Annotated in this window: 17 protein-coding genes and 1 riboswitch; of the genes, 8 read left to right on the forward strand and 9 right to left on the reverse strand. The window is 40.2% G+C overall.

Features of this window, described 5'->3' with window-relative positions; translation table 11 throughout:
* Window positions 1-4: 4 nt before the first annotated feature.
* On the reverse strand, window positions 5-1,153 hold the full coding sequence (gene argE, locus J8L97_RS04490; protein WP_211048039.1) for an acetylornithine deacetylase: 1,149 nt from the start codon (window positions 1,151-1,153) through the stop codon (window positions 5-7).
* A 181-nt stretch (window positions 1,154-1,334) separates the two neighbouring features.
* Between argE and argC the strand changes: the two genes are divergently transcribed.
* The 5 genes from argC to argH are packed head-to-tail and all read left to right on the forward strand — an operon-like array spanning window position 1,335 to window position 7,170.
* Window positions 1,335-2,351, forward strand: coding sequence for an N-acetyl-gamma-glutamyl-phosphate reductase (argC, locus tag J8L97_RS04495; protein ID WP_211048040.1), 1,017 nt, complete (start codon window positions 1,335-1,337; stop codon window positions 2,349-2,351).
* Window positions 2,348-3,121 (forward strand): acetylglutamate kinase, encoded by a 774-nt coding sequence (argB, locus tag J8L97_RS04500; protein ID WP_211048041.1) that lies wholly within the window; start codon window positions 2,348-2,350, stop codon window positions 3,119-3,121. The genes argC and argB overlap by 4 nt, the downstream gene beginning before the upstream one ends.
* A gap of 11 nt (window positions 3,122-3,132) precedes the next feature.
* On the forward strand, window positions 3,133-4,053 hold the full coding sequence (locus J8L97_RS04505) for an ornithine carbamoyltransferase (protein WP_211048042.1): 921 nt from the start codon (window positions 3,133-3,135) through the stop codon (window positions 4,051-4,053).
* A gap of 8 nt (window positions 4,054-4,061) precedes the next feature.
* Window positions 4,062-5,270: an argininosuccinate synthase gene (locus J8L97_RS04510; RefSeq protein WP_211048043.1), complete on the forward strand. Its 1,209-nt coding sequence runs from the start codon at window positions 4,062-4,064 to the stop codon at window positions 5,268-5,270.
* 34 nt (window positions 5,271-5,304) lie between these two features.
* Window positions 5,305-7,170 (forward strand): argininosuccinate lyase, encoded by a 1,866-nt coding sequence (gene argH / locus J8L97_RS04515; protein WP_211048044.1) that lies wholly within the window; start codon window positions 5,305-5,307, stop codon window positions 7,168-7,170.
* Between the two features lie 1,918 nt (window positions 7,171-9,088).
* Here the strand turns inward: argH and J8L97_RS04520 are convergent.
* A complete protein-coding gene (locus J8L97_RS04520) occupies window positions 9,089-10,474 on the reverse strand; it encodes a capsule assembly Wzi family protein (RefSeq protein WP_211048045.1) in 1,386 nt (461 codons plus the stop codon).
* Window positions 10,471-10,953 (reverse strand): pantetheine-phosphate adenylyltransferase, encoded by a 483-nt coding sequence (gene coaD, locus J8L97_RS04525; RefSeq protein WP_210996539.1) that lies wholly within the window; start codon window positions 10,951-10,953, stop codon window positions 10,471-10,473. Before coaD ends, J8L97_RS04520 begins: the two co-directional genes overlap by 4 nt.
* A gap of 188 nt (window positions 10,954-11,141) precedes the next feature.
* Here coaD and J8L97_RS04530 point away from each other — a divergent pair, with 188 nt between their 5' ends.
* Window positions 11,142-11,798, forward strand: a complete 657-nt coding sequence (locus J8L97_RS04530) for a TetR/AcrR family transcriptional regulator (protein ID WP_211048046.1) — start codon at window positions 11,142-11,144, stop codon at window positions 11,796-11,798.
* Window positions 11,799-11,904: 106 nt separating this feature from the next.
* The gene (gene thiI, locus J8L97_RS04535) at window positions 11,905-13,365 is read left to right on the forward strand and encodes a tRNA uracil 4-sulfurtransferase ThiI (protein ID WP_211048047.1); all 1,461 of its coding nucleotides are present in this window, start codon (window positions 11,905-11,907) and stop codon (window positions 13,363-13,365) included.
* 52 nt (window positions 13,366-13,417) lie between these two features.
* Here thiI and J8L97_RS04540 read toward each other — a convergent pair whose 3' ends face one another.
* Together J8L97_RS04540 and J8L97_RS04545 are read right to left on the reverse strand one after the other, a co-directional pair.
* Complete coding sequence (locus J8L97_RS04540) at window positions 13,418-14,320, reverse strand: ketopantoate reductase family protein (protein ID WP_211048048.1); 903 nt, start codon at window positions 14,318-14,320, stop codon at window positions 13,418-13,420.
* Complete coding sequence (locus J8L97_RS04545; RefSeq protein ID WP_211048049.1) at window positions 14,313-14,663, reverse strand: VanZ family protein; 351 nt, start codon at window positions 14,661-14,663, stop codon at window positions 14,313-14,315. Before J8L97_RS04545 ends, J8L97_RS04540 begins: the two co-directional genes overlap by 8 nt.
* Before the next feature lie 138 nt (window positions 14,664-14,801).
* Here J8L97_RS04545 and J8L97_RS04550 point away from each other — a divergent pair, with 138 nt between their 5' ends.
* Window positions 14,802-15,284, forward strand: a complete 483-nt coding sequence (locus J8L97_RS04550; protein WP_192505844.1) for a YajQ family cyclic di-GMP-binding protein — start codon at window positions 14,802-14,804, stop codon at window positions 15,282-15,284.
* Window positions 15,285-15,331: 47 nt separating this feature from the next.
* On the opposite strand, the gene J8L97_RS04555 is transcribed toward J8L97_RS04550, so the two are convergent.
* The 4 genes from J8L97_RS04555 to J8L97_RS04570 all read right to left on the reverse strand — a co-directional run bounded on the left by J8L97_RS04555 (window position 15,332) and on the right by J8L97_RS04570 (window position 22,885).
* Window positions 15,332-16,813, reverse strand: coding sequence for an Ig-like domain-containing protein (locus J8L97_RS04555; RefSeq protein WP_211048050.1), 1,482 nt, complete (start codon window positions 16,811-16,813; stop codon window positions 15,332-15,334).
* 3 nt (window positions 16,814-16,816) lie between these two features.
* Window positions 16,817-18,808 (reverse strand): TonB-dependent siderophore receptor, encoded by a 1,992-nt coding sequence (locus tag J8L97_RS04560; protein ID WP_211048051.1) that lies wholly within the window; start codon window positions 18,806-18,808, stop codon window positions 16,817-16,819.
* Window positions 18,809-18,895: 87 nt separating this feature from the next.
* Window positions 18,896-19,066: riboswitch (cobalamin riboswitch) on the reverse strand.
* Between the two features lie 194 nt (window positions 19,067-19,260).
* On the reverse strand, window positions 19,261-19,791 hold the full coding sequence (gene msrA / locus J8L97_RS04565; protein ID WP_211048052.1) for a peptide-methionine (S)-S-oxide reductase MsrA: 531 nt from the start codon (window positions 19,789-19,791) through the stop codon (window positions 19,261-19,263).
* On the reverse strand, window positions 19,784-22,885 hold the full coding sequence (locus J8L97_RS04570) for an efflux RND transporter permease subunit (RefSeq protein WP_211048053.1): 3,102 nt from the start codon (window positions 22,883-22,885) through the stop codon (window positions 19,784-19,786). Before J8L97_RS04570 ends, msrA begins: the two co-directional genes overlap by 8 nt.
* Between the last annotated feature and the right edge of the window lie 2 nt (window positions 22,886-22,887).

Raw genomic sequence — 22,887 nt, forward strand, 5'->3', positions numbered from 1 at the left:
CACATTATTCAAAGCAGCAGCTTTTGATCAACTGCGTGATTATCTGTTGTGAAGGCACTATTTTTTCCATGGCAAGGAACTCGTCGGGTTGATGAGCTTGTTTAATCGAACCAGGTCCCAGCACAATCGTCTCGCATCCCAATTGCTGAATAAAAGGGGCTTCCGTACAATAATTTACCGCAACCGCTTTTTCCCCTGATATTTTTTCAGCAAGGCTAACTAACGCACTATCTTTTGCTCCATTAAAAGCCGGAATTGGCTCATGCATATCAATCACCGAGACGCTATTGGGGTACTCATCATTGATGGATTTTATAGAATTAAGTAACAGCAGTTGTAACTCTTGGATACTAAGCCCTGGGAGCGGGCGTATATCAATATGTAATTCACAACAGCCACAAATCCGGTTTGCATTATCTCCGCCGTGAATATGCCCTAGGTTAAGTGTTGGGTAGGGGATTGCAAAATCCTCAATTGAATATTTATTCTTTATCTTTTCTTTTAACTGTAATAGCTTTGCAATGACGGTGTGCATTATTTCAATCGCATTGAGCCCTCGCTCAGGATCTGAGCTATGCCCCGAACGACCAATTATTCTAATCGCTGAAGTCATATGGCCTTTATGCATAAAAACGGGTGTCATATCGGTCGGTTCTCCAATAATACAGCGCTCAGGTTTTAGGGTTGGATGTTTTGCTATTTCTTGTGCGCCAGCCATGGTTGTTTCTTCATCTGCGGTGGCCAAAATTAAAATCGGGGCAGTTTGTTTTGCTGTATCTAGCTGACTAATAGCCTCTAATACAAAGGAAAAAAAGCCTTTCATATCAATTGTACCAAGACCATATAACTTATTGTCTTTGATCGTTAAATTAAAAGGATCTTGGCTCCAGCGGCTATCATCAAATGGGACCGTATCCGTATGACCAGCAAGCATTAAACCACCATCACCTTCACCGCGCTTTGCAAGTAAATTGTATTTCCCTGGGGCACTTGTCAGCTCAGTTATTTCAATATTAAAGCCTAAGTTTTCACACCAGCTGGCCAGCAAATTAATGGTGCTTAGATTACTCATGTTTAGAGATTCATCGAGAGCACTAATGGAAGGGCTGGCGATCAATTGTTGGTACATAGATAAAAAATCTGGGTTTTGCATAATATTTTCCAAAATATTTATTCAAAGTAATTGCATAACAATGTAAAGCTGTTTAAGATGAATATCAATTCACTTTTTCAGCATAAATATATTTTAAGGGCTGGCATGCGACGATAAATATTCACTATTTAATTCTATAACGATGTAAAAACGCAATTGATATTAAGAGAAAGTACAAAAGATGAAGAATGTAGTGATTATTGGCGCCAGTGGATATAGCGGCGCGGAGCTTGCCAGTTTAATAGCCAAACACCCCCACTTCTCCCTGAAGGGTTGTTATGTGTCAGAGCAAAGCTTGGATAAAAACAAGTTATTGAGTGAGTTGTATCCAGAACATACAGGTTTGCTCGACACTTTTTTATTACCGCTTACTGAACAGGCATTGATCGTTATTTCTGATCAAGCTGATTATGTATGTTTGTGCACAGATCATAAAGTGAGCGTTGAGTTAGCACCTAAGTTTTTAGCGCAAGGAAAAAAGGTGTTTGATTTATCTGGTGGTTACCGTTTAGCAAACAGTGGTGATTATGATAACTATTATGGATTTGAGCACCCATCACCAGAATGGCTGGAAAAAGCGCAATATGGTTTGGCTGAGTGGTATGCAGCGGAGATTAAAAAGGCACAATTGATCGCGGTAGCTGGGTGTTACCCTACTGCAGCTCTTAATGCACTGAAGCCCTTGAAAGATGCTAACTTACTTTCGGATGAGCCCGTCATTATCAATGCGGTGTCGGGTGTTACTGGGGCGGGTAGAAAAGCCAATATGGCGACGCATTTTTGTGAGGTTTCACTTGCGCCATATGGGTTGTTTAATCACCGCCATACCCCTGAAATATCCCAATACCTTGAACACCCTGTTTTATTTACGCCACATTTGGGCAGCTTTGCGCGAGGCATTTTAGAAACAATTTATATCAAGTTAAAGCCTAATACGAGTGCCGCGCATGTTGAACAAGCGTATCAAGTACTTGCTGATGAGCCTTTAATTCGCTTAAAAGGCAGTGTTTTGCCTTCAATTAAAGGGGTAGTTAAACAGCCTTACGTAGACATTGGGTGGCAGCAACAAGGTGAACAGCTTATCGTGGTGGTTGCCATCGATAACTTACTAAAGGGGGCTGCGGGACAAGCAATTCAGTGCATGAATATTGTCAATGAACAGCCTAGTTACCTCGGTTTAAAGGAAAATAACGTATGAAGACCTGGGTAATTAAAGTGGGTGGTGCAGTTTTAAATCAAGATGATGCAGCGACAGAGTTGTTTAAAGAAATGGCTAAAATTGCAACATGTCACCCAAGCAACCAATTCATATTGGTCCATGGAGGGGGGGCATTAGTTGATAGGTGGTTAAGTGATGCTGGATTTGCAACGGCAAAGCATCAAGGGTTACGGATCAGTCCAAAAGAGCAAATGCCATATATTATTGGTGCGTTGTCTGGGTGCGCAAATAAGCAGCTAATGGCACAAGCTATTGTCGCAAATTTGCAACCTTTCGGTTGTAGTTTGTATGAAGCAGGCATAACAGTCACGCAAAAGTTAAAAGCCTTAGCCCAAGTTGGCCAGTGCCAAGTTGGGAAAAGCGGTGTGCTCCCAGAGTTGTTGGCAATGGGCCGTTTACCGGTTGTAAGTTCAATAGGTATTGGTCCTGATGGGCAGTTATATAATGTGAATGCAGACGAAGCTGCGGAAGCTATCGCAAGTGCACTCGGTGCTGAACTCGTTTTTATGACTGATGTAGAAGCCGTATTAGATAAAAATAAGCAGCCTATTCGGCACCTGAATGCTGAGGGGATTAACATGCTTATTGAAACAGGAGTCATCGTGGGTGGAATGGAGGTCAAAGTAAAGACCAGCCTTCGCGCAGCCCAATATTTACGACGAGGAGTGTACATTTCAAGTTGGCAAAAGCCAGAAAACCTCTCGTTTCTGGTTGGCGGAAAACATGCTGGAACACAAGTTACACCTTAGGAATAAATACGATGATGACACATTTTTTAACAGGTTTGGAATTAAATAAAAACCGAGCCTTACAATTACTTAATTTAGCGCTAAATATTAAGCAACAACCTCAAGAATATAGTCAGGCACTGGCCGGAAAATCAGTCGTTACACTATTTGAGAAGCCAAGTTTAAGAACGCGATTATCTTTTGATATTGGCATTAATAAACTCGGAGGACATGCTGTTTATTTAGATCAACAAAATGGCGCGATGGGCAGTCGAGAGTCTGTGCGTGATTTTGCGTTGAATATTGCCACTTGGGCTGATTGTTTGGTAGCGCGAGTGAATCATCACAGCACATTGACGACGTTGTCAGAAAATTCGAGCATTCCCATTGTAAATAGTTTATGTGACCTGTATCACCCATGTCAGGCACTAGCAGACTTTTTAACCTTGCAAGAGGTTTATGGAGATGTCAGTAAACTTAAGTTGGCATTTATAGGAGCTGGCAATAATGTAACACATTCGTTGATGTTGCTGGCGGCCACCCTTGGAACCGATTTCGTAGTTGTGTGCCCCAAAGGGCATTCTCCCGATGCGCAGATAGTAAAACAAGCAGAACAAATCGCGGCAGTTAACGGTGCGTCTGTTTTGATTAGCGACAGAGTCGAAGCAGCCGCTGGTTCAAATGTTCTGTATGCAGATACGTGGGTGTCGATGGGCGACAATACACCACTTGAACATGTAAAACAGACATTTATGCCTTATCAAGTTAATCAAACTTTATTAGAACAAACCGGTGCCAGCTGTGTATTGCATTGCCAACCCGCGCACCGAGAGTATGAAATTACGTCACAAGTGATGGATGGCACCCATTCAAAAATCATTCAACAAGCTGAAAACCGGATGCATGCGCAAAATGCATTATTGGTCTCGTTGTTAAACCCAAATTATCTGTAAGGAAGATCATGAGTAAATTTAAGAAAGTGGTATTGGCATATTCAGGTGGTCTAGATACATCGGCAATTGTACCTTGGTTAAAAGAAACGTACGACTGTGAAGTTGTCGCATTTGTGGCTGATGTAGGGCAAGGCGCTGATGAGTTAACGGGTGTTGAAGAGAAAGCCATAGCATCAGGTGCGTCTGAATGTCACATTGTTGACCTAAAGGAAGAAATGGTCAGTGAATATATTTACCCGACCTTAAAAACAGGTGCCATTTATGAAGGCACTTACTTGTTAGGTACCTCTATGGCTCGACCTATTATTGCAAAAGCTCAGGTTGAGGTAGCACGTAAAGTTGGCGCAGATGCGTTATCCCATGGTTGTACTGGCAAAGGTAATGATCAAGTACGTTTTGAAGCATGCTTTGCGGCTTTAGCACCAGATCTTGATGTAATTGCACCTTGGCGAGAGTGGGATTTGACCAGTCGTGAATCTTTATTGGACTACTTAGCGCAGCGTGATATTCCATGTGCAGCATCTGCGACAAAAATTTACAGTCGAGATGCAAATGCATGGCATATTTCACATGAAGGTGGTGAACTTGAAGACCCGTGGAATCAACCGAGTGAACAAGTTTGGACCATGACTAACTCTCCTGAAGAGGCCCCTGATAAGCCTGAGTACATATCGGTCTCTGTAGAGAAAGGACAAGTGGTTGCCGTAAACGGTGAGCGTTATAGCCCGTATAATTGCTTAGTTCAATTAAATAACTTGGCTGCACCACATGGCGTAGGTCGAATAGATATTGTTGAGAATCGCTTAGTTGGTATGAAATCACGAGGGTGCTATGAAACACCAGGTGGCACAGTCATGATGGCTGCATTACAAGCGGTAGATGAACTGGTACTCGATAAATCTAGTCGAAAATGGAAAGAAACATTGGGTAATGAGTTTGCGCATTTGGTCTATGACGGTCGTTGGTTTACACCATTGAAAGCGTCCATTTTAGCTGGCGCAGAAGCGTTATCAGACCAGGCGACGGGCGAAGTTGTACTTAAGCTGTATAAAGGTCAGGTTCATGCGGTACAAAAGCAGTCGGTGAATAGCTTATATAGTGAAGATTTTGCAACATTTGGGGATGACGATGTGTATGACCAGTCTCATGCTGAAGGTTTTATTCGCTTGTTTTCATTATCAAGCAGAATAGCAACATTGAATAGTAAAACAAAATAGTCAGATTTAATTGTACTGAGTTTGGAGAATAGACATGGCATTATGGGGTGGCCGGTTTTCATCAGGCCCTGACGCTGCATTTAAGCAATTTAATGACTCATTGCCATTTGATTATCAAATGGCAGAGCAGGACATAATTGGTTCAATTGCATGGGCAGGCGCATTACAGCAAGTTGATGTTTTAACTGGTAATGAGCATCAAGAGTTGGTCAACGCGTTACAGCAGCTACAATCTGAGGTTGAGGAAAACCCGACTGCAGTTGCCACATCAGGGTTTGAAGATATTCATTCTTACGTTGAGGCTAAGCTTATCGGCAAAGTGGGTGACTTGGCGAAGAAGCTTCATACTGGGCGCAGTCGAAATGATCAAGTTGCAACAGATTTCAGGTTGTGGAGTCGTCAAAGCGCGGAGCAAATATTGACCGCGATTGGTAGCTTGAAAGCTGCCTTTATAGCGGTTGCAGAACGTGAACTTGGTACTATCCTGCCTGGCTATACGCATTTACAACGTGCACAACCAGTACTATTTAGTCACTGGTGTATGGCTTATGTCGAGATGCTGGAACGTGACGAGTCACGGCTCAATGATGCAATTGCACGCTTGAATGTGTGCCCTCTTGGCTGTGGAGCCTTGGCTGGCACAGCTTACCCTATAGATCGGCAAGCTCTGGCGTCTACACTCGGTTTTACTGAAGCATCAAGAAATAGCTTAGATTCAGTCTCAGATAGAGATTTCGTCGTAGAATTACTGAGCTGTGCCAGTATTTCAATGATTCATTTATCGCGCTTCGCGGAGGATTTAATTTTTTACAATTCAGGAGAAGCTGGATTTATCGAACTCAGCGACAGTGTTACCTCAGGTTCATCACTGATGCCTCAGAAGAAAAACCCTGATGCCTTAGAGTTAATAAGAGGTAAAACTGGGCGAGTATTTGGTGCTTTTAGTGCCATGATGATGACTCTAAAGGCGCTGCCACTTGCATATAACAAAGACATGCAAGAGGATAAAGAAGGGTTGTTTGATGCAATGCCAACTTGGTTAGCCTGTATTCATATGGCGCAAGCGTGTTTAAACGGGCTGAAAGTCAACTCTGAACGCACATTATTAGCGGCGCGAGGGGGGCACGCTAATGCCACTGAACTTGCTGATTATTTAGTGACCAAAGGGATCCCATTTAGAGAAGGGCATCATATTGTTGGTGAGCTAGTTCAAGTAGCAATTGCGAAGCAGAAAAATCTTGAACAGCTTCCGATTGAGGAGTTTAAAGCTGTTTGTGATGCCATTGAGGAAGATGTTTATCCGGTATTAGAAATTGACGCATGTATTGCCGCACGGCAAGCGATAGGCGGCACATCTTTGCCGCAAGTAAGTGATGCGATTAAAACTGCGAAAAAAAAACGGCAAATTACGGTAAGAGATGCGACGTTAAATGATGTAGAAGCAATTGCTGGGCTTGTGCAGTACTGGGCTAAGGTCGGAGAGAACCTACCGCGCGCCAAAAGTGACATGGTACATTCAATCAATGAATTTGCAGTGACAGAAGTGGATGGAAAAGTAACAGGATGTGCTTCATTGTATATTTATGATACTGGTTTGGCCGAAATTCGCTCATTAGGCATCAACCCAAGCGTTGACGTCAAAGGTCAGGGGCAGCAATTGGTTGACTATTTATTGTCTAAAGCTAAAAAGTTGGCGCTACATCGCATCATTGTGTTAACAAGGGTGCCAGGTTTTTTTACAAAGCAAGGGTTTATTGATTGCACTAAAGAAAGTTTACCTGAAAAAGTCATGAAAGATTGTGAGTTGTGTTTAAGAAAAGACAATTGTGATGAGGTTGCAATGGAGTTTATGTTAACCAATAAGTCCAGTAAATTTATATCATGCAGGTATGTCGCATAGAGTTATTAATTGTGATTTACAATTAGTTTATTTTGTTTTTCTGAATAGTGTTGCAATTCTTGGTTTTGTTGTTAAATATTTTAACATTGTGGCTCGGTATTTGCCTAATTTCAATGGTCATGGCTTTTTGACACTTCGGGCATGAAGTGTCAAAGAGTTAATATTGGAACTGAGGGAAATTATGTTTATATCAATTGAAATGTTAGCAAAAAAAAGCAAATCATCGAAAAGTGCTAGTAAGAATAGAGAACTTTCTGGTAAGGTCATAATAAGTAAGTCAATTCTAGGCTCTGTTTCTGGGGCTCGAGGCGGTGGCGCGAGGCCTAAGTCTAAAGATTAGAGGTTTGGAGAGTACATATTATAGTCCAGCTGAGTAATGCATTATCGGAGTTATCTTTACACTTTGATACTATTATCGTTATTGGAATGGGGTTGAGTTTTCTACTTAACCTTTTCTTTTATATATCTGGAATTAATAGACAACTCTCTCTGCTGATTACCTCAGCTGTTATGGCAACTTCCTATTTTATAAGTAATCATTTAGTAAAGTTAAGTTTTAGCTATTGGGTTTATCTAGAGTGGATAGCATATGATTTACTCGTTATACTTCTTATTTACTTAATTCATAAACTAAGAAAAATAGAGTTCTGTACAGCATCTTTTTACGTGTTTTTAGGTTTATCAATAAATTCAATGTTATTTTTTATAATGTTCATTGACCTCCATTTCTTTGAAAATAAAGATTCTTGGTGGTTTTGGCACTTATATACTATTTTAGTGAATTCTGTTGATATATTTATGGTTTCAGTTCTTATTTTAAATCGGGATTTACTTGGTTTTTTTGCAATAAAGAAAAGGTTTTCTTCTTAACTAATATATAGGTAATAAATTTTTATATTCATGCTCTTTTTAAATGAATGCTTTGTATTTTAGTTTTTTTGTGTAACTGAAATTTCATGGTTTAATCTGGAATTATCATTGTCATAATATATAACTACTTTTCTAACTACAATAGGTCTGATCTTACCCTTTCAAAGAAAAATTTTAATATCCACAGCCTTAATAGAGTCATCGTATAAGTTAGAATTGTTTAGTTCATCACTTAGTTTCTTGCCATTGTTGAGTGGTTTGGTAAGTAACTTGATGTTATCTATGCTTTTGATCACTACACGGCTGAATTTGCGCGAATGTTTGAGCCAAGTGCTTTTAAAGCTGATGAAAAGCATTACCCGCTTGAATCTGTGTTTGTGAGCTTTCTACAATTTCGTTCCTATAATACCAACTTTTAGTGTCAATCACTGATTTTTCCATTGAACCTTATCAGGGTATTCGGTTTTTTGTATTGCATAATAGATTTTTTTAGTTATTTTAAAAATTTATAAGCTCATGAAATTAATTCTAAAAAATGGATAATATCAAGATTTTACCTTATCTTATGTGTCGCATCGAGTGGGTTGCTTTTCTTACTCTTACACATGGTAAGTGTGGCAGAGGAGATTTTCTATTATCCCGTGTGGCTGGCTAATCTGTATATCAAGTCTATTAGTTTACTAGACTTAATAGTAGTACTCTCTTTAATTATACATAGAGATTTCTTGGTAATATAAATTTAAAAGCCGGGTGCGATCTTTTATCAGTGCTGTATATGTTAAATAACTGCTTTATTAAATCTAGTAGGAGGCTTGTGTTTCGGGGCGGGCTTAATGAGAAGATAACTATGTTTTGAATCATTCACGGCTAACTATGCCCGTACTATTATTAGGTGTATCCATGGTTTTACTTTTTTTCGAGTATCATTGATACTTAATATGCGTGCTAAACATCTACTCTCTGGCATGAGGTGACATAGTGAGCATATAAAAGTAGTATAAGACCAGCTTGATGAAACTTACCTATACATACTTTTATGCTCTTCGGATTAAAACTGGAATTCCCAACTTAATTTTACTGCACTGTTCACATCATCATTCCCATTTTTATTTTCATCTTTATCTTGCCAAACAGAAGTACTTATTTTACCTAGTCCTCCAAGCAAGCCGTGTTGATAGCCTACTTCCAATAAAGTGCGCTTGGTTTTGATATGTTCAAATTCGATGTGTTTTAATTTGGCATAAGCACCGATGCCAGACATTTGATAGTAATCTGCAGCAAGGGTAATGCTTTTAGCTTGAGGCCCAATTGCTGCGCCTAGCCACTGATCACGCTCTTTGTAATCGGAGCCTTGTGAAGGTTCAGCAAAGTTGCATTGAAAGCTTGCTTGCTGTGCCTTGCAGTCAGTTGTACTGTCGCTATATTCAATATAGGCTTTGGCACGATAGTGGGCGTTACTAAAAAATGTTTCGGCACCAAAAGTCTGCATACTATTTTGTGGCGCGAGACCTTTATCGTTATCGCCCATCACTTCACCATAAAAAGACAATGCTCGATTTGCAATGAGGGTTGAATATTTAAAATCAAAACTGGTCAGTCGGCGTTGTGTTGTTGTTTTATCTGTATCCTTTAAATTACTTGGGCCAGAGAAAATAAAGTCACTACTTGTACTACTAAAAGCCAGCTCTAAACCACTAATTGGCGTAGTTGATAGTCTTATTCCCCAAAAGTCTCCTGTGTGTTTTTGCGATAAACGAGGTTTTTGCTTAGCCGCAATCGCTGTGACTTGCCAAGGCCCGATAAATGATAGAAAACGAGGGCCATCATAATCACTGTTGGCTCTGCTGAGTCGTACTGCTTTCATTGGGGCGGCATTGTTCGACAACATCATCGCATTGTCATTGGCTGGACCCCACCAATAATTCAAACGTTCCGCGCTGAGGGACCAATTTCCATATAGTATTGCTAAGTGACTACCATAGTGATTAATCTTTTTCTCATCTATTGCTTTGTCAGCATAATTCACTTGTATTTTAGCGCTGACGTTAGTGCCAGTGATGATGCTATATGTATTTATACCTGACTGAGCAGCTTGTCGTGAACCGAAGTCATTATTCAGCGAAGGAGCGTCATCAAAATACGCCTTAATGCTTGAGTATTGTGCTCGCTTTGCTTGTTGCAAAGCATGTTTAACATGCTGTAAGGCAAAATGCGCTTGTGGGCTGAGTGTACTTTCATCAACGCGAGAGAGATCTTGTACAATACCTTGCCATAAAAGTGGGTATTGATTAATTGGACGATTGATTACACCATGGCTTGCGAGTAAGTCGAGTGAGTGCTTGAGCGCGCTTTCGTCCGATGTGATCCAAGGGCTTGCTATAGCATGTGTACTGGTGAACAAACAGACTGCGAGTGTTAACGGTAAATGTTTCATCCGTGTAGTTTTTCCTTTAATGCATGAGCGACGATAGGGTCGACAAATTCACTTACATCTCCACCATGTAACGCAACTTCTTTAACTAAAGTAGAGGAGATAAAGGAGTTTCGTTCTGAAGGAGTAAGAAAAACACTTTCTAAATCGGGGTTTAATCGTCTATTCATATTTGCTAATTGAAATTCATAGTCGAAATCAGATACCGCTCTAATACCTCTGATAAGTACACTGGCATTGTGCTGCTGTGCCAAATCGACGAGTAAACCAGAAAATCCAATGACTTGCACATTTTTATATTCACTAAGTACCTGTTCGGCCAGCGCCACACGTTCATCGAGCGTAAAACAGGGTTTTTTGTTTGGATTGTAGGCTATGGCCAGCAACACAACGTCAAACATTTTAGCTGCTCGTTTAATGAGATCAGAGTGACCATTTGTTAATGGATCAAATGTTCCTGGGTATAGGGCAGTTACTTTCATAAATCAATGAGTTCGATGAGTTTGCGTCATAATACCAGTGTTCTGCTTATATTTCACTGGTCTGCTTAGATGCATTTTTGCTTATATCTAAAACTGATTAATGCTATTTTCAGTTATTCTAATTAGCTATACTTAGCTGGTTATATATTACTTACATTATAAAAATTGCGTGTTAGAGAGAACAGGATATGAATACCAAGGAAAAAATTATTCGTACCAGTATTGCTTTGTTTAATTTACATGGAGAACGAGCAATAACCACCAACCACATAGCTTCTAATTTGGGAATAAGTCCGGGGAACTTGTATTACCACTTTAAAAACAAAGAAGACATTATCCGTAATATTTTTACATTATATCGAGAGCATTTAAGTACTCATTTTAAACCTTTGAATACGGAGTTTGAACCGCTAGAACAACTAACTAAGTACTTAGATTCATTGTTTGAACTGATGTGGCGTTATCATTTTTTCTATGACAACTTAACCGATATTTTAGCGAGGGATGAAGTGTTGAAAAAGGAGTACATTTCTTTTCAAGCAGACTTGTTTGAACAAGTTCTATCAGTGGTGATTGGCTTAAGAACCAGCAAAGTGATTGATATTAGCGATGAGGATGCAGTTGAAGTCGCACATATGTTGAAAATGACAGTGAGTTTTTGGACGCCTTATGTGAAAGCGCGTCGTTTAACTGGGGTGTTAGAGCAGCAAGATATTTACAATGGGATAGTTAAAGTTTTGATGTTATTTAAGCCTTATTGTACTGACCTAAGTACACAAAAAATAGGTTTATTACAAGCGCATTATCAGCAATTGGCTGATGAATCATTACCGAGTATTGCGTAATTAGGTCATTTTAGCCAAGTGGTTATTTCCTAGTCGTGTAGAAGTTTGCTATAATCGCGCGCCAGTTGTCCCGGCGCGCATTCGCCCAGTCTAAAGAGTTATTTCTATGCTTAAACTTATCGTCAAACTGCATCCTGAGATCGCAATCAAGAGCAAATCTGTTCGTAAGCGCTTTACACAAGTGCTTGAAAGAAATATCAAAATTATTTTGCGTCGTTTTGATGAAAATGTCAGAGTAAAAAATAACTGGGACAATATTTCAGTTGAGAGTCAAAGTACTGATGAAACAATTCACGCGTTGTTTATCGATAACTTAAAACGAGTACCAGGCATTGTACAGTTTATTGAAGTACAGGAGACACCCTTTGATACTCTTGATGATATTTATCAACGTACATTAGAGCTTGCCGGACACAGTATTGAAAATAAAACTTTTTGCGTTCGAGTTAAACGAAAAGGGGAACATGCGTTTACGTCCTCTGATGTTGAACGTTATGTTGGCGGTGGCTTAAATCAAAATGTATCAGGTGCAAAGGTAAAGCTTAGCAAACCCGAAGTGACTGTAAAAATAGAAATTAAGGGGGCATTAGCTTATATTGTAACCCATACCCATTACGGTATTGCAGGATTTCCACTACCAACTCAAGAAGATGTACTTTCGCTCATTTCTGGTGGGTTTGATTCTGGGGTCGCAACTTATCAAATGATGAGAAAGGGCGCTCGTACACACTTTTTGTTCTTCAATCTTGGGGGAGCAGCTCACGAAATCGGTGTAAAACAGGTAAGTCATTACTTGTGGAATCGTTTCAGTTCCACACATAAGGTTAAATTTATTACTGTTGATTTTGAACCTGTTGTTGCTGAAATCCTTGAAAATGTTGAAAACGGTCAAATGGGAGTGGTGCTCAAACGCATGATGATACGTGCGGGTAGCCAAGTCGCAGAGCGATTAAATATTCCGGCTTTAGTCACTGGTGAAAGTATTGGGCAGGTATCGAGCCAAACGCTTGTGAACTTAAATGTCATTGATAGAGTGACGGAAACGTTGATTATTCGCCCGCTGATTCAACATGATAAAGCCGAAATCATTAATATAGCAAGAGACATAGGCACCATTGAAATGGCGGAAGCAATGCCAGAATACTGTGGTGTTATTTCTAAGAAACCAACAGTAAAAGCCAAACTTGATACAATTATTGCCGAAGAAGCTAAATTTGATTTTGATGTGTTAGACACGGTCATTAAAAATGCCACAGTGAAAGACATTAGAGATATAGAAGCTGAAGCAAAAGAAGAAGTAAAAGAAGCTGAGAGTGTAAGTCAGCTACCCGAAAATGGCGTGATCTTAGATATTCGCGCGCCCGATGAGGAAGATGCATCGCCTCTTGAAGTAGATAATGTGGAAGTTGTACACCTACCATTTTTCCGTTTAAGTACCAAGTTTGCGGATTTACCTCAAGATAAAGAATATTATCTGTACTGTAAAAAAGGCGTAATGAGTCAGTTGCAAGCACTTATCTTGCATGAGAATGGGTTTATGAACGTAAAAGTGTACAAGCCTGAATAGGGGGGAGTGCACTTATGATAAAGCTGAGTTATGCATACTCAGCTTTTTTTCATCAATTGTGAGAGTCCAATAATTGAATGAGCATCTTTCGGTTAAAAGGCGTGTCAATGCTGTGATGTTCACCTCTTTGTACGATATATCCGCAAATAGCCTCTACTTCGGTTTTTCTATTATTCAGAACATCTTGCGCCATAGATGAGGAATTATTTTGTGTGCGAGCCATTACTTGATAGGCTGTTGTTAGTGCTTCGCTAAGCTCAACATCGATTTTTTCTGCACGCGCGACGGCACATGCTTCATTTAATAATTGTAAAATGGTACTGGCGTATTTTGGTTGGCGTAGTTGGCCATTTCTGATTTGGTGGATTGCAGATAAAGGGTTTATAGCGATATTCACCAGTAGCTTTTGCCACCTTAGTTGCTCAATATCAGGGTGGATCTTGCTATGAGGTAAGAGCGAAGAAAAAAACTCACTAAAGCAGTATGATAATCGTTCTGAGGCTGTTGCATTTGATACACCTAAATAGGTTTCTCCGACTCCCGTTGCCTGTACCGTCGTATCATTTATTTTTAATCCTCCCATTGACGTACTAAAAAAGAAAAGTGCTTGTTTTGGACTTAGGTGTTGTTTAAATTCATTGAGGTTAGTCATGCCATTGTGGCTAATAAATACATTTGCTTGTTCTGTTAAGTACGGGAGTATTGAATAAAAAGCGTGCGCTAATTGATATGCTTTGACACAAATAAAGCAGTTACTAATAACGAGGGAGCGTTGTGTTAGTGAATAAATGTTGATGTGCTCAACAGGGAGAACATGGCTTTTTTGATCGTGATAAAAAGTAAATGGGGTTGCGTATTCGCGTCTTACTAGCAAAGTCGTATGGTGAGTGCGACTAAAAGCATTGGCAAGGGATAAGCCAATAGCACCGGCCCCCAGAATGTGTATATTAGCCATATTTCTTACCGCACCAAGTACGCCATAAAGTATAGCTTGCGTAATAGCTGATAGCCCCAAGTACATCGGCGATAAAATCTGCAAAAGATGCTTGACGATGGGGTAGCATGCCTTGCATTAATTCAATGCCAACTCCATAGCTTGCTAATAAAGTAATTTGTAACCACATAGGCCATTTAAAAGCATGCTGCATAATAAAAGCGAGTATGAAAAATATGCCGAAGTGAGCAATTTTATCAAGGTGTTCTATCTGTATGCCCGAATGCTGGATTTCTCTCGCAAACAATACAGTACAAATGGCCAAGGTGATAAGCAAAACAATTTGATAAATACGTCTGGTCACAAAACATCCTAGATTGTTGGTGTGTTAAAGAGTGCGGTCAGTATATCATTGAAAACTGGCTGTTGGGTGAATATAAAAAGCTGTCCAAACTTAATTTTAGATTGATATAATTGATGGATATCTATTAGGAGGATTATTATGCCATCATTTGACATCGTGTCAGAAATTGAAATTACAGAAGCACAAAATGCAGTAGACAATGCCAAACGTGAGCTTGAAACCCGTTATGATTTTCGTGGTGTAGATGCTTCAATTGAACTTGCTAATGAAACGATCACGTTAAAAGCGGAAGCGGATCCACAAGTGATGCAGTTATTCGATATATTAGCCAGTAAGGCGTCAAAGCGTGGTCTCGATGTCGCAAGTTTAGAACTCAAAGATATTGAGCGTTCTGGGAAATATGTATCTCGTAAAGTGGCTTTGAAGCAGGGCATTGATAAGGAGATGGCTAAAAAAGTGGTCAAAGTAATTAAAGATGCAAAAATTAAAGTGCAAGCCTCTATTCAAGGTGAAGAAGTGCGTGTAACGGGTAAAAAGCGAGATGATTTACAAGAAGCAATGCAGGTTGTGCGCAGCGGGGAGCTAGGTCAACCATTTCAATTTAAAAATTTCCGAGACTGATTTTTCTATAAAAAAGCCTGCATTTGCAGGCTTTTTTATTAGAACTGTTACTTTTCCACAAAGCGAATCGTTGACGGAGTCAGTTCAGTTAGTAAGCGTGTACCCTCAGGGGTATTATCGGCAGTATTGATAATATCAACACCAGGTGTTGTTGGGTTGTTGATCCCCATCCATAAAAAGTTTGCTGAATCCAAAGCTAGCTGTACTATTGCATCATCGCCAGTGTTGGCAATGTTACTCGCAATCACTGCGCCTGTCGTTGGGTTAAACTCATGCAGGGTTGATTTTACATGGTACTCTGGGCTAAAAAAGGTTTGATTACTATAAAAGTAACCTTTTTCCTCAGATACGATAACACTCGCTTTGATAACGGCTGATTCGTTTTCTGGGATGGCTTGTGCGTCAATAATGTTTCGTACTGAATAGTCCTCAGGGGTGATCTCTTCAATTCGACTTAATGATAAATCAGTCCCAGAATATGAACTTCGAGACGTGACATATACTTTGTCATTAGCAGTGATAACACTATTCTCTAATGGATTTCTCCCTACAAGCGGGATGCCTTTAAATTCATCATCAGCTAATGCATTGGTTTCTATTTCTGTATCAGTTGAGGTGTCAAATACTGCAACATAAGCAATACCCGGCGCCCAATTGTCATCAATACGCTGCATGGCAATATACAGTTTACCATCCAGTATTGCAGCTGATGATGGGGTTGGGGTATTATTCGCATTATTATGTGCGTAGTGAGAAATGTCTAGCTCCCCGATTTTGAAGTCTTCAGCTTGTGTGGCTTGCGGGTTTACTATCCACACTTTTCCAGAACCATAGCGGATAAGATAAGCTTTATTGTCATTTAATGAGACTAATGAGTACGGGTTTCGACTCACCGAGTCTTGACTGTCTTGTGTTGAATATGACCAAAGCGCAACGTCAGGTGCCGCACGATTGTACTTTGTGATTTCATCAATTTTATGTCGACCAATATGGTATATATCTGATTTGTATGTGCTGAGCGTGTAGTCTGAGGCATCTTTTATATAAAAGCCGGTTTCAACACTTTGTTGGACAGGATCGATGTAAATCACTTCTGAGCCCAAAAAGTCGGGGGAAACGGTTTGGACAACTGCAAAATCAGGTGTATCTTTTACATCATCAAGAGAAATAGAAATTGTTAATGATGCATTGAGCTTATCATTAGTTTGCTCTGTTGCCGTTATTGTGACACTAAATGTCGTGTCTCCAACCTCTTCGAAATCAGGTGCGTCTTTAAAGCTCAACTCTCCTGATTGTTCAAGGTTAAACAGTGCACTTGACTCACCGCTCAAGCTTAATATTAATGCATCTCCATCAACGTCATTTGCCGTGTATGAGCCAACTAAAGTGGTATTTTCTAGGACTGTTGGTGATTGATTACCTGTGAGTGTTGGTGCATTATTTTTATCACTTGAGCCACAGCCTGTAAGTACAAAAGCAGATGCAATAAGGCTCAAAGGTAAGCTTTTTTTAGCTAGCGTATGAAACATGGTTTAGATGCCCTTTAAAGAATATTTAAGTTGGATACTGCGCCCATGAGCGGGGCGATTGGCTAAATCTTGATACTCAGTATTAAACAGGTTACTGAACGTCAAGTTCAAATTATGTTGGCTATGTGACCAGTTGAATGTCAGGTCGGTTACCTCTCTATCGGCTGGTGTGCCATTACCGCGATTTTTTTCACTTTGGAATTTATTACTGCGATTAAAGTAAAGCTCACGGTCTATTTTGTGATTAAGGCTTACACTCCACTGGTTATTCATTTGGTAAGTGAGCGCTGCGCCGTATTGTTTATGATAAACACCAGGCAGCTTTTTATCGTCAAAAGCGCTGAAGATTGAGTGTGTATTTGAGTGAATGAATGTGCCTTGTAGAGCAAACAGCCATTGAGTATTAAACTTATAATTAGTTTGTAACTCTAAGCCTTTTAAAGTGGCTTCAGAGACATTTGTATAGCTTCCCACATTGCTGGAATTAAAAATAGCGACGATGCTGTTCTCTTGTTTTTTTATATAACTAGAAGCATTAAGCACCAGAGTTTTACCCTTATATGCAAAGTTGATAGCCCTTGTTTTAGAGCGCTCAGGTAATAAGTTTGCGTTACCTTTAAAAGCACCACGATTACCATAAAGTTCAAACAATGTTGGGGTTCTGACACCTTTAGAGAAAACGAATTCAGCAACAACTTCGTGCCATTGATAGGTAGCTCCTAACTCATGTGTATCGAACTGGTCGTTAGCATATAGCGTTTGCGCTGTTGTACTTTTGAGAGGCTCATTACTCGATTTGTTGTGTAGCTTGTTGTACAACCCATATATATTAATAGGTAGTGTATTTCCTTGCCACTCGATACGTGTGCCGTAGCTTGTTTGCTGCAATTGCGCTTTGATATCGCATTCGCTGATGCCATTACATGGATTTGCTTGATCATTTATGAATTGTTCGGACTGAAAGGCGTGGTCGGTGAGGGTAATAAAAGGTGTAAATGTATAACTGTCCCAGATAACCGTTGGCTTTACGCTCACATGTTTTTTATCAGAGTTATAATGATAACTTTGCTCTGAAACTCCGTTGGGGGCGTCTAAATAAATTTCACTCTTATCTTGATAATAGCTATCCAGCTCAATGCTGGGTACATAAGCATGTATATCATGCAACGTATGCAAATAGCCGAGACGCCATGTTTTAGTGGCTAAATTGGATGTGGTTTCAGGGGAGTTATTTCTATAATTCGGTAACTCTTTCGTTTGATCTGAATATTGCCCGTGAATTCTAACTCTGTTGTTTTCAAATTTTATATTATCATTGATATAGAGTGTATTTTTACTGTAGCCATTGTTAAGCAATGCCTGCTTTTCAGAAATAGAAGGGTTGTTAAACGTTTGAGGCACTAAGTATTGGTAATTATTATTGGTATTTAGCGTTTGTGCGCCGAGCGTTAAAGTATGCTGGTCAAAAATCGTATTGACCGTAGCATTTAATTCGGTATGACCAAAAGATCCGACGACGGCTGATAGCTTTTTTTGTGAGCTATCTGGATTGTACGTATTGATCCTTACAACACCGCCAATGGGAGTAGCCCCAGTCCCAATGGCTTGGCTTTTACTTATTTCTATGCTCTGAATTTGCTCTGTTGGGATTTGATTTAAATCGAATCCACCAAATTGACTGTCGTTGACGAGCTGCCCATCAATATAAAATTGTACTTGCTTACTATTTGAACCTCGGATAGAAATTGCAACTGGGTTACCGAGTCCACTGATTTGGCGTATTTGAATACCATTTATAGAGCTTAGAATATCGGACAAGGTTTGAGCACTATTAATAAACTCATGACGCTGGAAAATTTTATAAGAGGGTGAATAGCTGCCTGTATGTTCAACTTCTAAAATTTCTATGTTGGTGCTGTCACTGGGCGCGACCTCTTTGCTTGATACTGTGGGTATGACCAATAAAGCGAACACAAAAAACATAAATAGTTGCATAAGTATCTCATTATTAGGGGAGCAATGAGAAATACAGTCATGCTAAAGCATCACGATATATCCCATATTGCCCACCGCAATATTATAAACTGGATTTTATAGTGAGGCCGGTCTCCGGACTTTGGTGAACATGTTTGCTCAGCCATTACCGTTGCGGGGGCAGTATTAGACTATTTAACCAAGGTGGTTACGGCACTAATTTCCCGATTATCTTTATCCGATACAAGAGGATTAAGCACCTCACTATTTTGACGCGTAGTCTGAGGTCTTTATAGGTAAATGTCAAAGTCTATACGGTGTCTTGATAATTGTGTTATGTCGATTTCTAAATTATATTTGATGGCGATAAAAGAGGGTGAATGATTTTTGTTTATTAAAAATCAAGGTGTTATGGTTTTTTGGGATGTTCGAAAGCAAGCTTTCTATGGCATCCCATTCATTAGACGGGAGTTTTAATCTATGTTATTCACAAATCGTTGTTCAAACTTTGCTATTTTTGGCGCAATTAACATACTGCAATACCCCTGATTAGGGTTCTCATTAAAATAGTCTTGATGGTAGTCTTCTGCCGCGTAGAATGTTTGTGCTTCGCTGACTTCGGTAACAATAGGTGCTGATATTTGTTGCTGAATGTTTGTGATCGTATCACTGATTGTGCGATGCTGATATTCATCGTGATAATAAATCACACTTCTATATTGTGTACCAATGTCATTACCTTGGCGATTTAACTGGGTTGGATCATGTAACGTAAAGAACATAGCCAGTAAAGTGTCGTAATTAACCATGGTGCTGTCAAAGCTTACTTCCACTACCTCTGCGTGGCCGCTATCACCTTGGCAAATAGCTTTATAAGTTGGCTCTGGTGTGTGTCCACCTGTATAGCCTGAGCGAACCGATGTAACTCCTCTAACGCGACGAAATGCAGCATCAATACACCAAAAGCAGCCGCCACCAAAAGTGGCTTTTTTTATACTAGTCATGTTCAACCTTTTTTATAGCTGTAGCCTGTTGCTCTAATTGTAGCGCTAAAAACTCTGGTGATTGTGTGTTTTTAGACAATAAGTTATACGCACAAGGGATCACAAATAAAGTGAGTAATGTGGATACACTCACCCCAGCAAAAACCACGACACCAATCACCATTCGACTCTCAGAACCGGGGCCAACAGCCATAACGAGTGGAATTGCGCTCATTACAGTCGTAAGTGAAGTCATAATGATAGGCCTTAAGCGCTGGACCGATGCCGTTACGATGGCTTGTTCAAATGCGATACCTTTGTCACGCAGTTGATTGGCAAATTCAACAATCAGAATACCGTTTTTGGCACTCAAACCAATTAACATGACGATACCAATTTGGCTATATATATTGAGCGAGCTATCGGTTAGGTAAAGTCCGTACATCGCACCAACGAGGCCAAGTGGCACAGTTAACATAATTACTAGTGGGTGAATAAAGCTTTCGAATTGTGCTGCGAGCACTAAAAAAGTCACGGTTAGTGCTAAGATAAAGACGTAAGTCATGGCTGATTCACCTTCATAAAACAGTTGTGATTCACCTTTGTAGTCTATTGCACCATCAATATTATTCTCTTCAGCTGCAACAGTGTTTAAGAAGTCCAGAGCTTCAGCCAACGTATAGCCATTCGCTAAGTTTGCCGTGATCGTTATAGCACGCATTCTGTTGTATCTATTTAGACGTGACGCGGTGGCCGCTTCATTGATGCTGATCAAGCTGTCAAGAGGGATCAGTTCATCAGTACGTGATTTGACAAAAATATTTGCGATATCATTGGGACCGCCAAAGTCAGCTTTTGTGCCTTTTAGTATGACATCATACTCTTCACCCCGATCGATAAAGGTGGTGACTCTGCGTTGCCCCAACATTGTTTCAAGCGTATTACCTATATCACTGATAGACACACCTAAATCAGCCGCTTTAGTTTTATCTATTTGAATTAAAAACTGTGGAAAAGTTTCTTTGTAGTCATGGTCGAGTCGAACGAGCCCTTTGTTCTTTTGAGCTCGATTAATGATCTTATCTCGCCATTGTGCTAGTTCTTGATAGTCATTACCTTGTAGCACAAATTCAATAGGCCGAGATTGACCACCACCACCAATTCCTCGTCGCATAATAGCAAAAGCTCTAATATCAGTTACTTCGCGCATTTTAGTGCTTATCTCACCCATTACTTCCCATGTTGAACGTTTTCGCTCATCCCAATCTGGCATGCCTATGATCGCAACACCGCCTTGGCCACCCCAGCCTGGAACCCTAACAAGCACTCTGCTCAATTCTCCCGTCTCCACATAAGGAAGTAAGCGTTGTTCTATTTGAGCCATATTTAGTTCATTGTTCTCGTAGCTTGCACCTTCGGGGCCATTCATCATCACAAAAAAGGTACCACGATCTTCTTTAGGGGTGAGTTCTGATGGGATCTGTTGAAATAAAGTAAAGCTGGTAAATCCTGCTAGGATAAGAGTAAAAATAAGGCTATAACGGCGTTTCAGGTTAGCAGTTAGTACATTACGATACCCTCGCTCTAAACGTGAGAACTGAGCGTCCATCCATTGGCTAAATCTATTATTACTGCTAGTAGGTTTTAGTATTTTTGAACTGAGCGCCGGCGCCAGAGTGAGAGCTGTTATACTTGAAAATAAAACCGCGGCGCTGACCGCCATAGCAAACTCAGTAAAGAGTGCGCCAATACGACCGTCCATAAATACCAAGGGAACGAATACTGAAATAAGAACCAGTGTTGTCGCTATAATCGCAAATCCGACTTCTTTAGCGCCTCTGTAGGCTGCAAGTAATGGCGGTTCCCCTATTTCAATACGACGATGAATATTTTCTAACATAACAATGGCATCGTCTACCACTAGTCCGATAGCTAATACGAGTGCGAGCAGGGTCAGTAAATTAATTGAGTAGCCCATTGACAGTAGAAACATAAAGGTTGCAATAAGTGCTACAGGCACTGTAATCGCAGGAATAAGCGTGGCTCGGACCGTACCTAAAAATAAAAATATAATGGTGACCACCAAAGCCATCGCAATCGCGAGCGTACGGTATACCTCCGTAATGGACTCGCGAATGAAAATAGATGAGTCGTAACTGTCTTGAATCGTTGTTCCTTCGGGTAGGTTTCGCTTGATTTTCTCGAGTTCTTGACGTGCGTTGTCTACGACGTCAAGTGTATTGGCCTTGGCTTGCTTCACAATGCCCAGCCCAATCATATTTTTTCCATTCCCCCTGAAAGTACTTTCGTTGTCTGCCGCTTCAAGTATTACGTTAGCGACTTCATTAAGACGAACTAAATAACCTTGCTCTCCGCGCTTTATCACTAAATTATTAAAGTCACTTTGGCTTTTATAACTGCGGGCAATTCTGACTGCGAAATCGCGATCTAGAGATTCTATTTCACCTGCTGGTAATTCGACGTTTTCACGACGTAGTACCTGTTCAATATCATTTGTAGTGATTCCTCTCGCTGCCATTGCTTGCCGGTTTAACCATATCTTCATCGCATATTGGCGCTCTCCACCAATACGGACATTAGACACTCCATCAACCACAGCCAATCTATCCACAATGAAGCGTTGGGCATAATCCGACAGTTGCAAAGTGTCCATACTTTCACTATTAAGTACAAACCATGCTATTGGGCTTTCATCTGAGTTAGATTTGGAAACCTCAGGCGGTCTCACTTGTTCTGGAAGTCTGTCGAGTGCACGCGAAACTCGTTCCCTTACATCGTTCGCGGCAGCGTCTATATCTCGGTCGATATCGAACTCAATGGTGATGTTTGAACGACCATTCCGACTAGATGAATTGATACTTTTAATGCCTTCTATACCGGAAATTCTGTTTTCCAGAACCTGCGTTATCTTTGCTTCAACGACCTCACTTGATGCACCTGTGTAGTTGGTACTTACACTTACTATGGGGGTTTCAATATCAGGGTACTCTCGTAGCGGCAGCATACTAAATGCGACAAGACCAAAAGTCAGTAATAGTAAATTAATAACGATGGCGAATACGGGTCTTTTGACTGCAGTATCAGTTATTTTCACAA

This window comes from Pseudoalteromonas sp. MMG012 (assembly GCF_018100875.1).
Lineage (GTDB): Bacteria > Pseudomonadota > Gammaproteobacteria > Enterobacterales > Alteromonadaceae > Pseudoalteromonas > Pseudoalteromonas aurantia.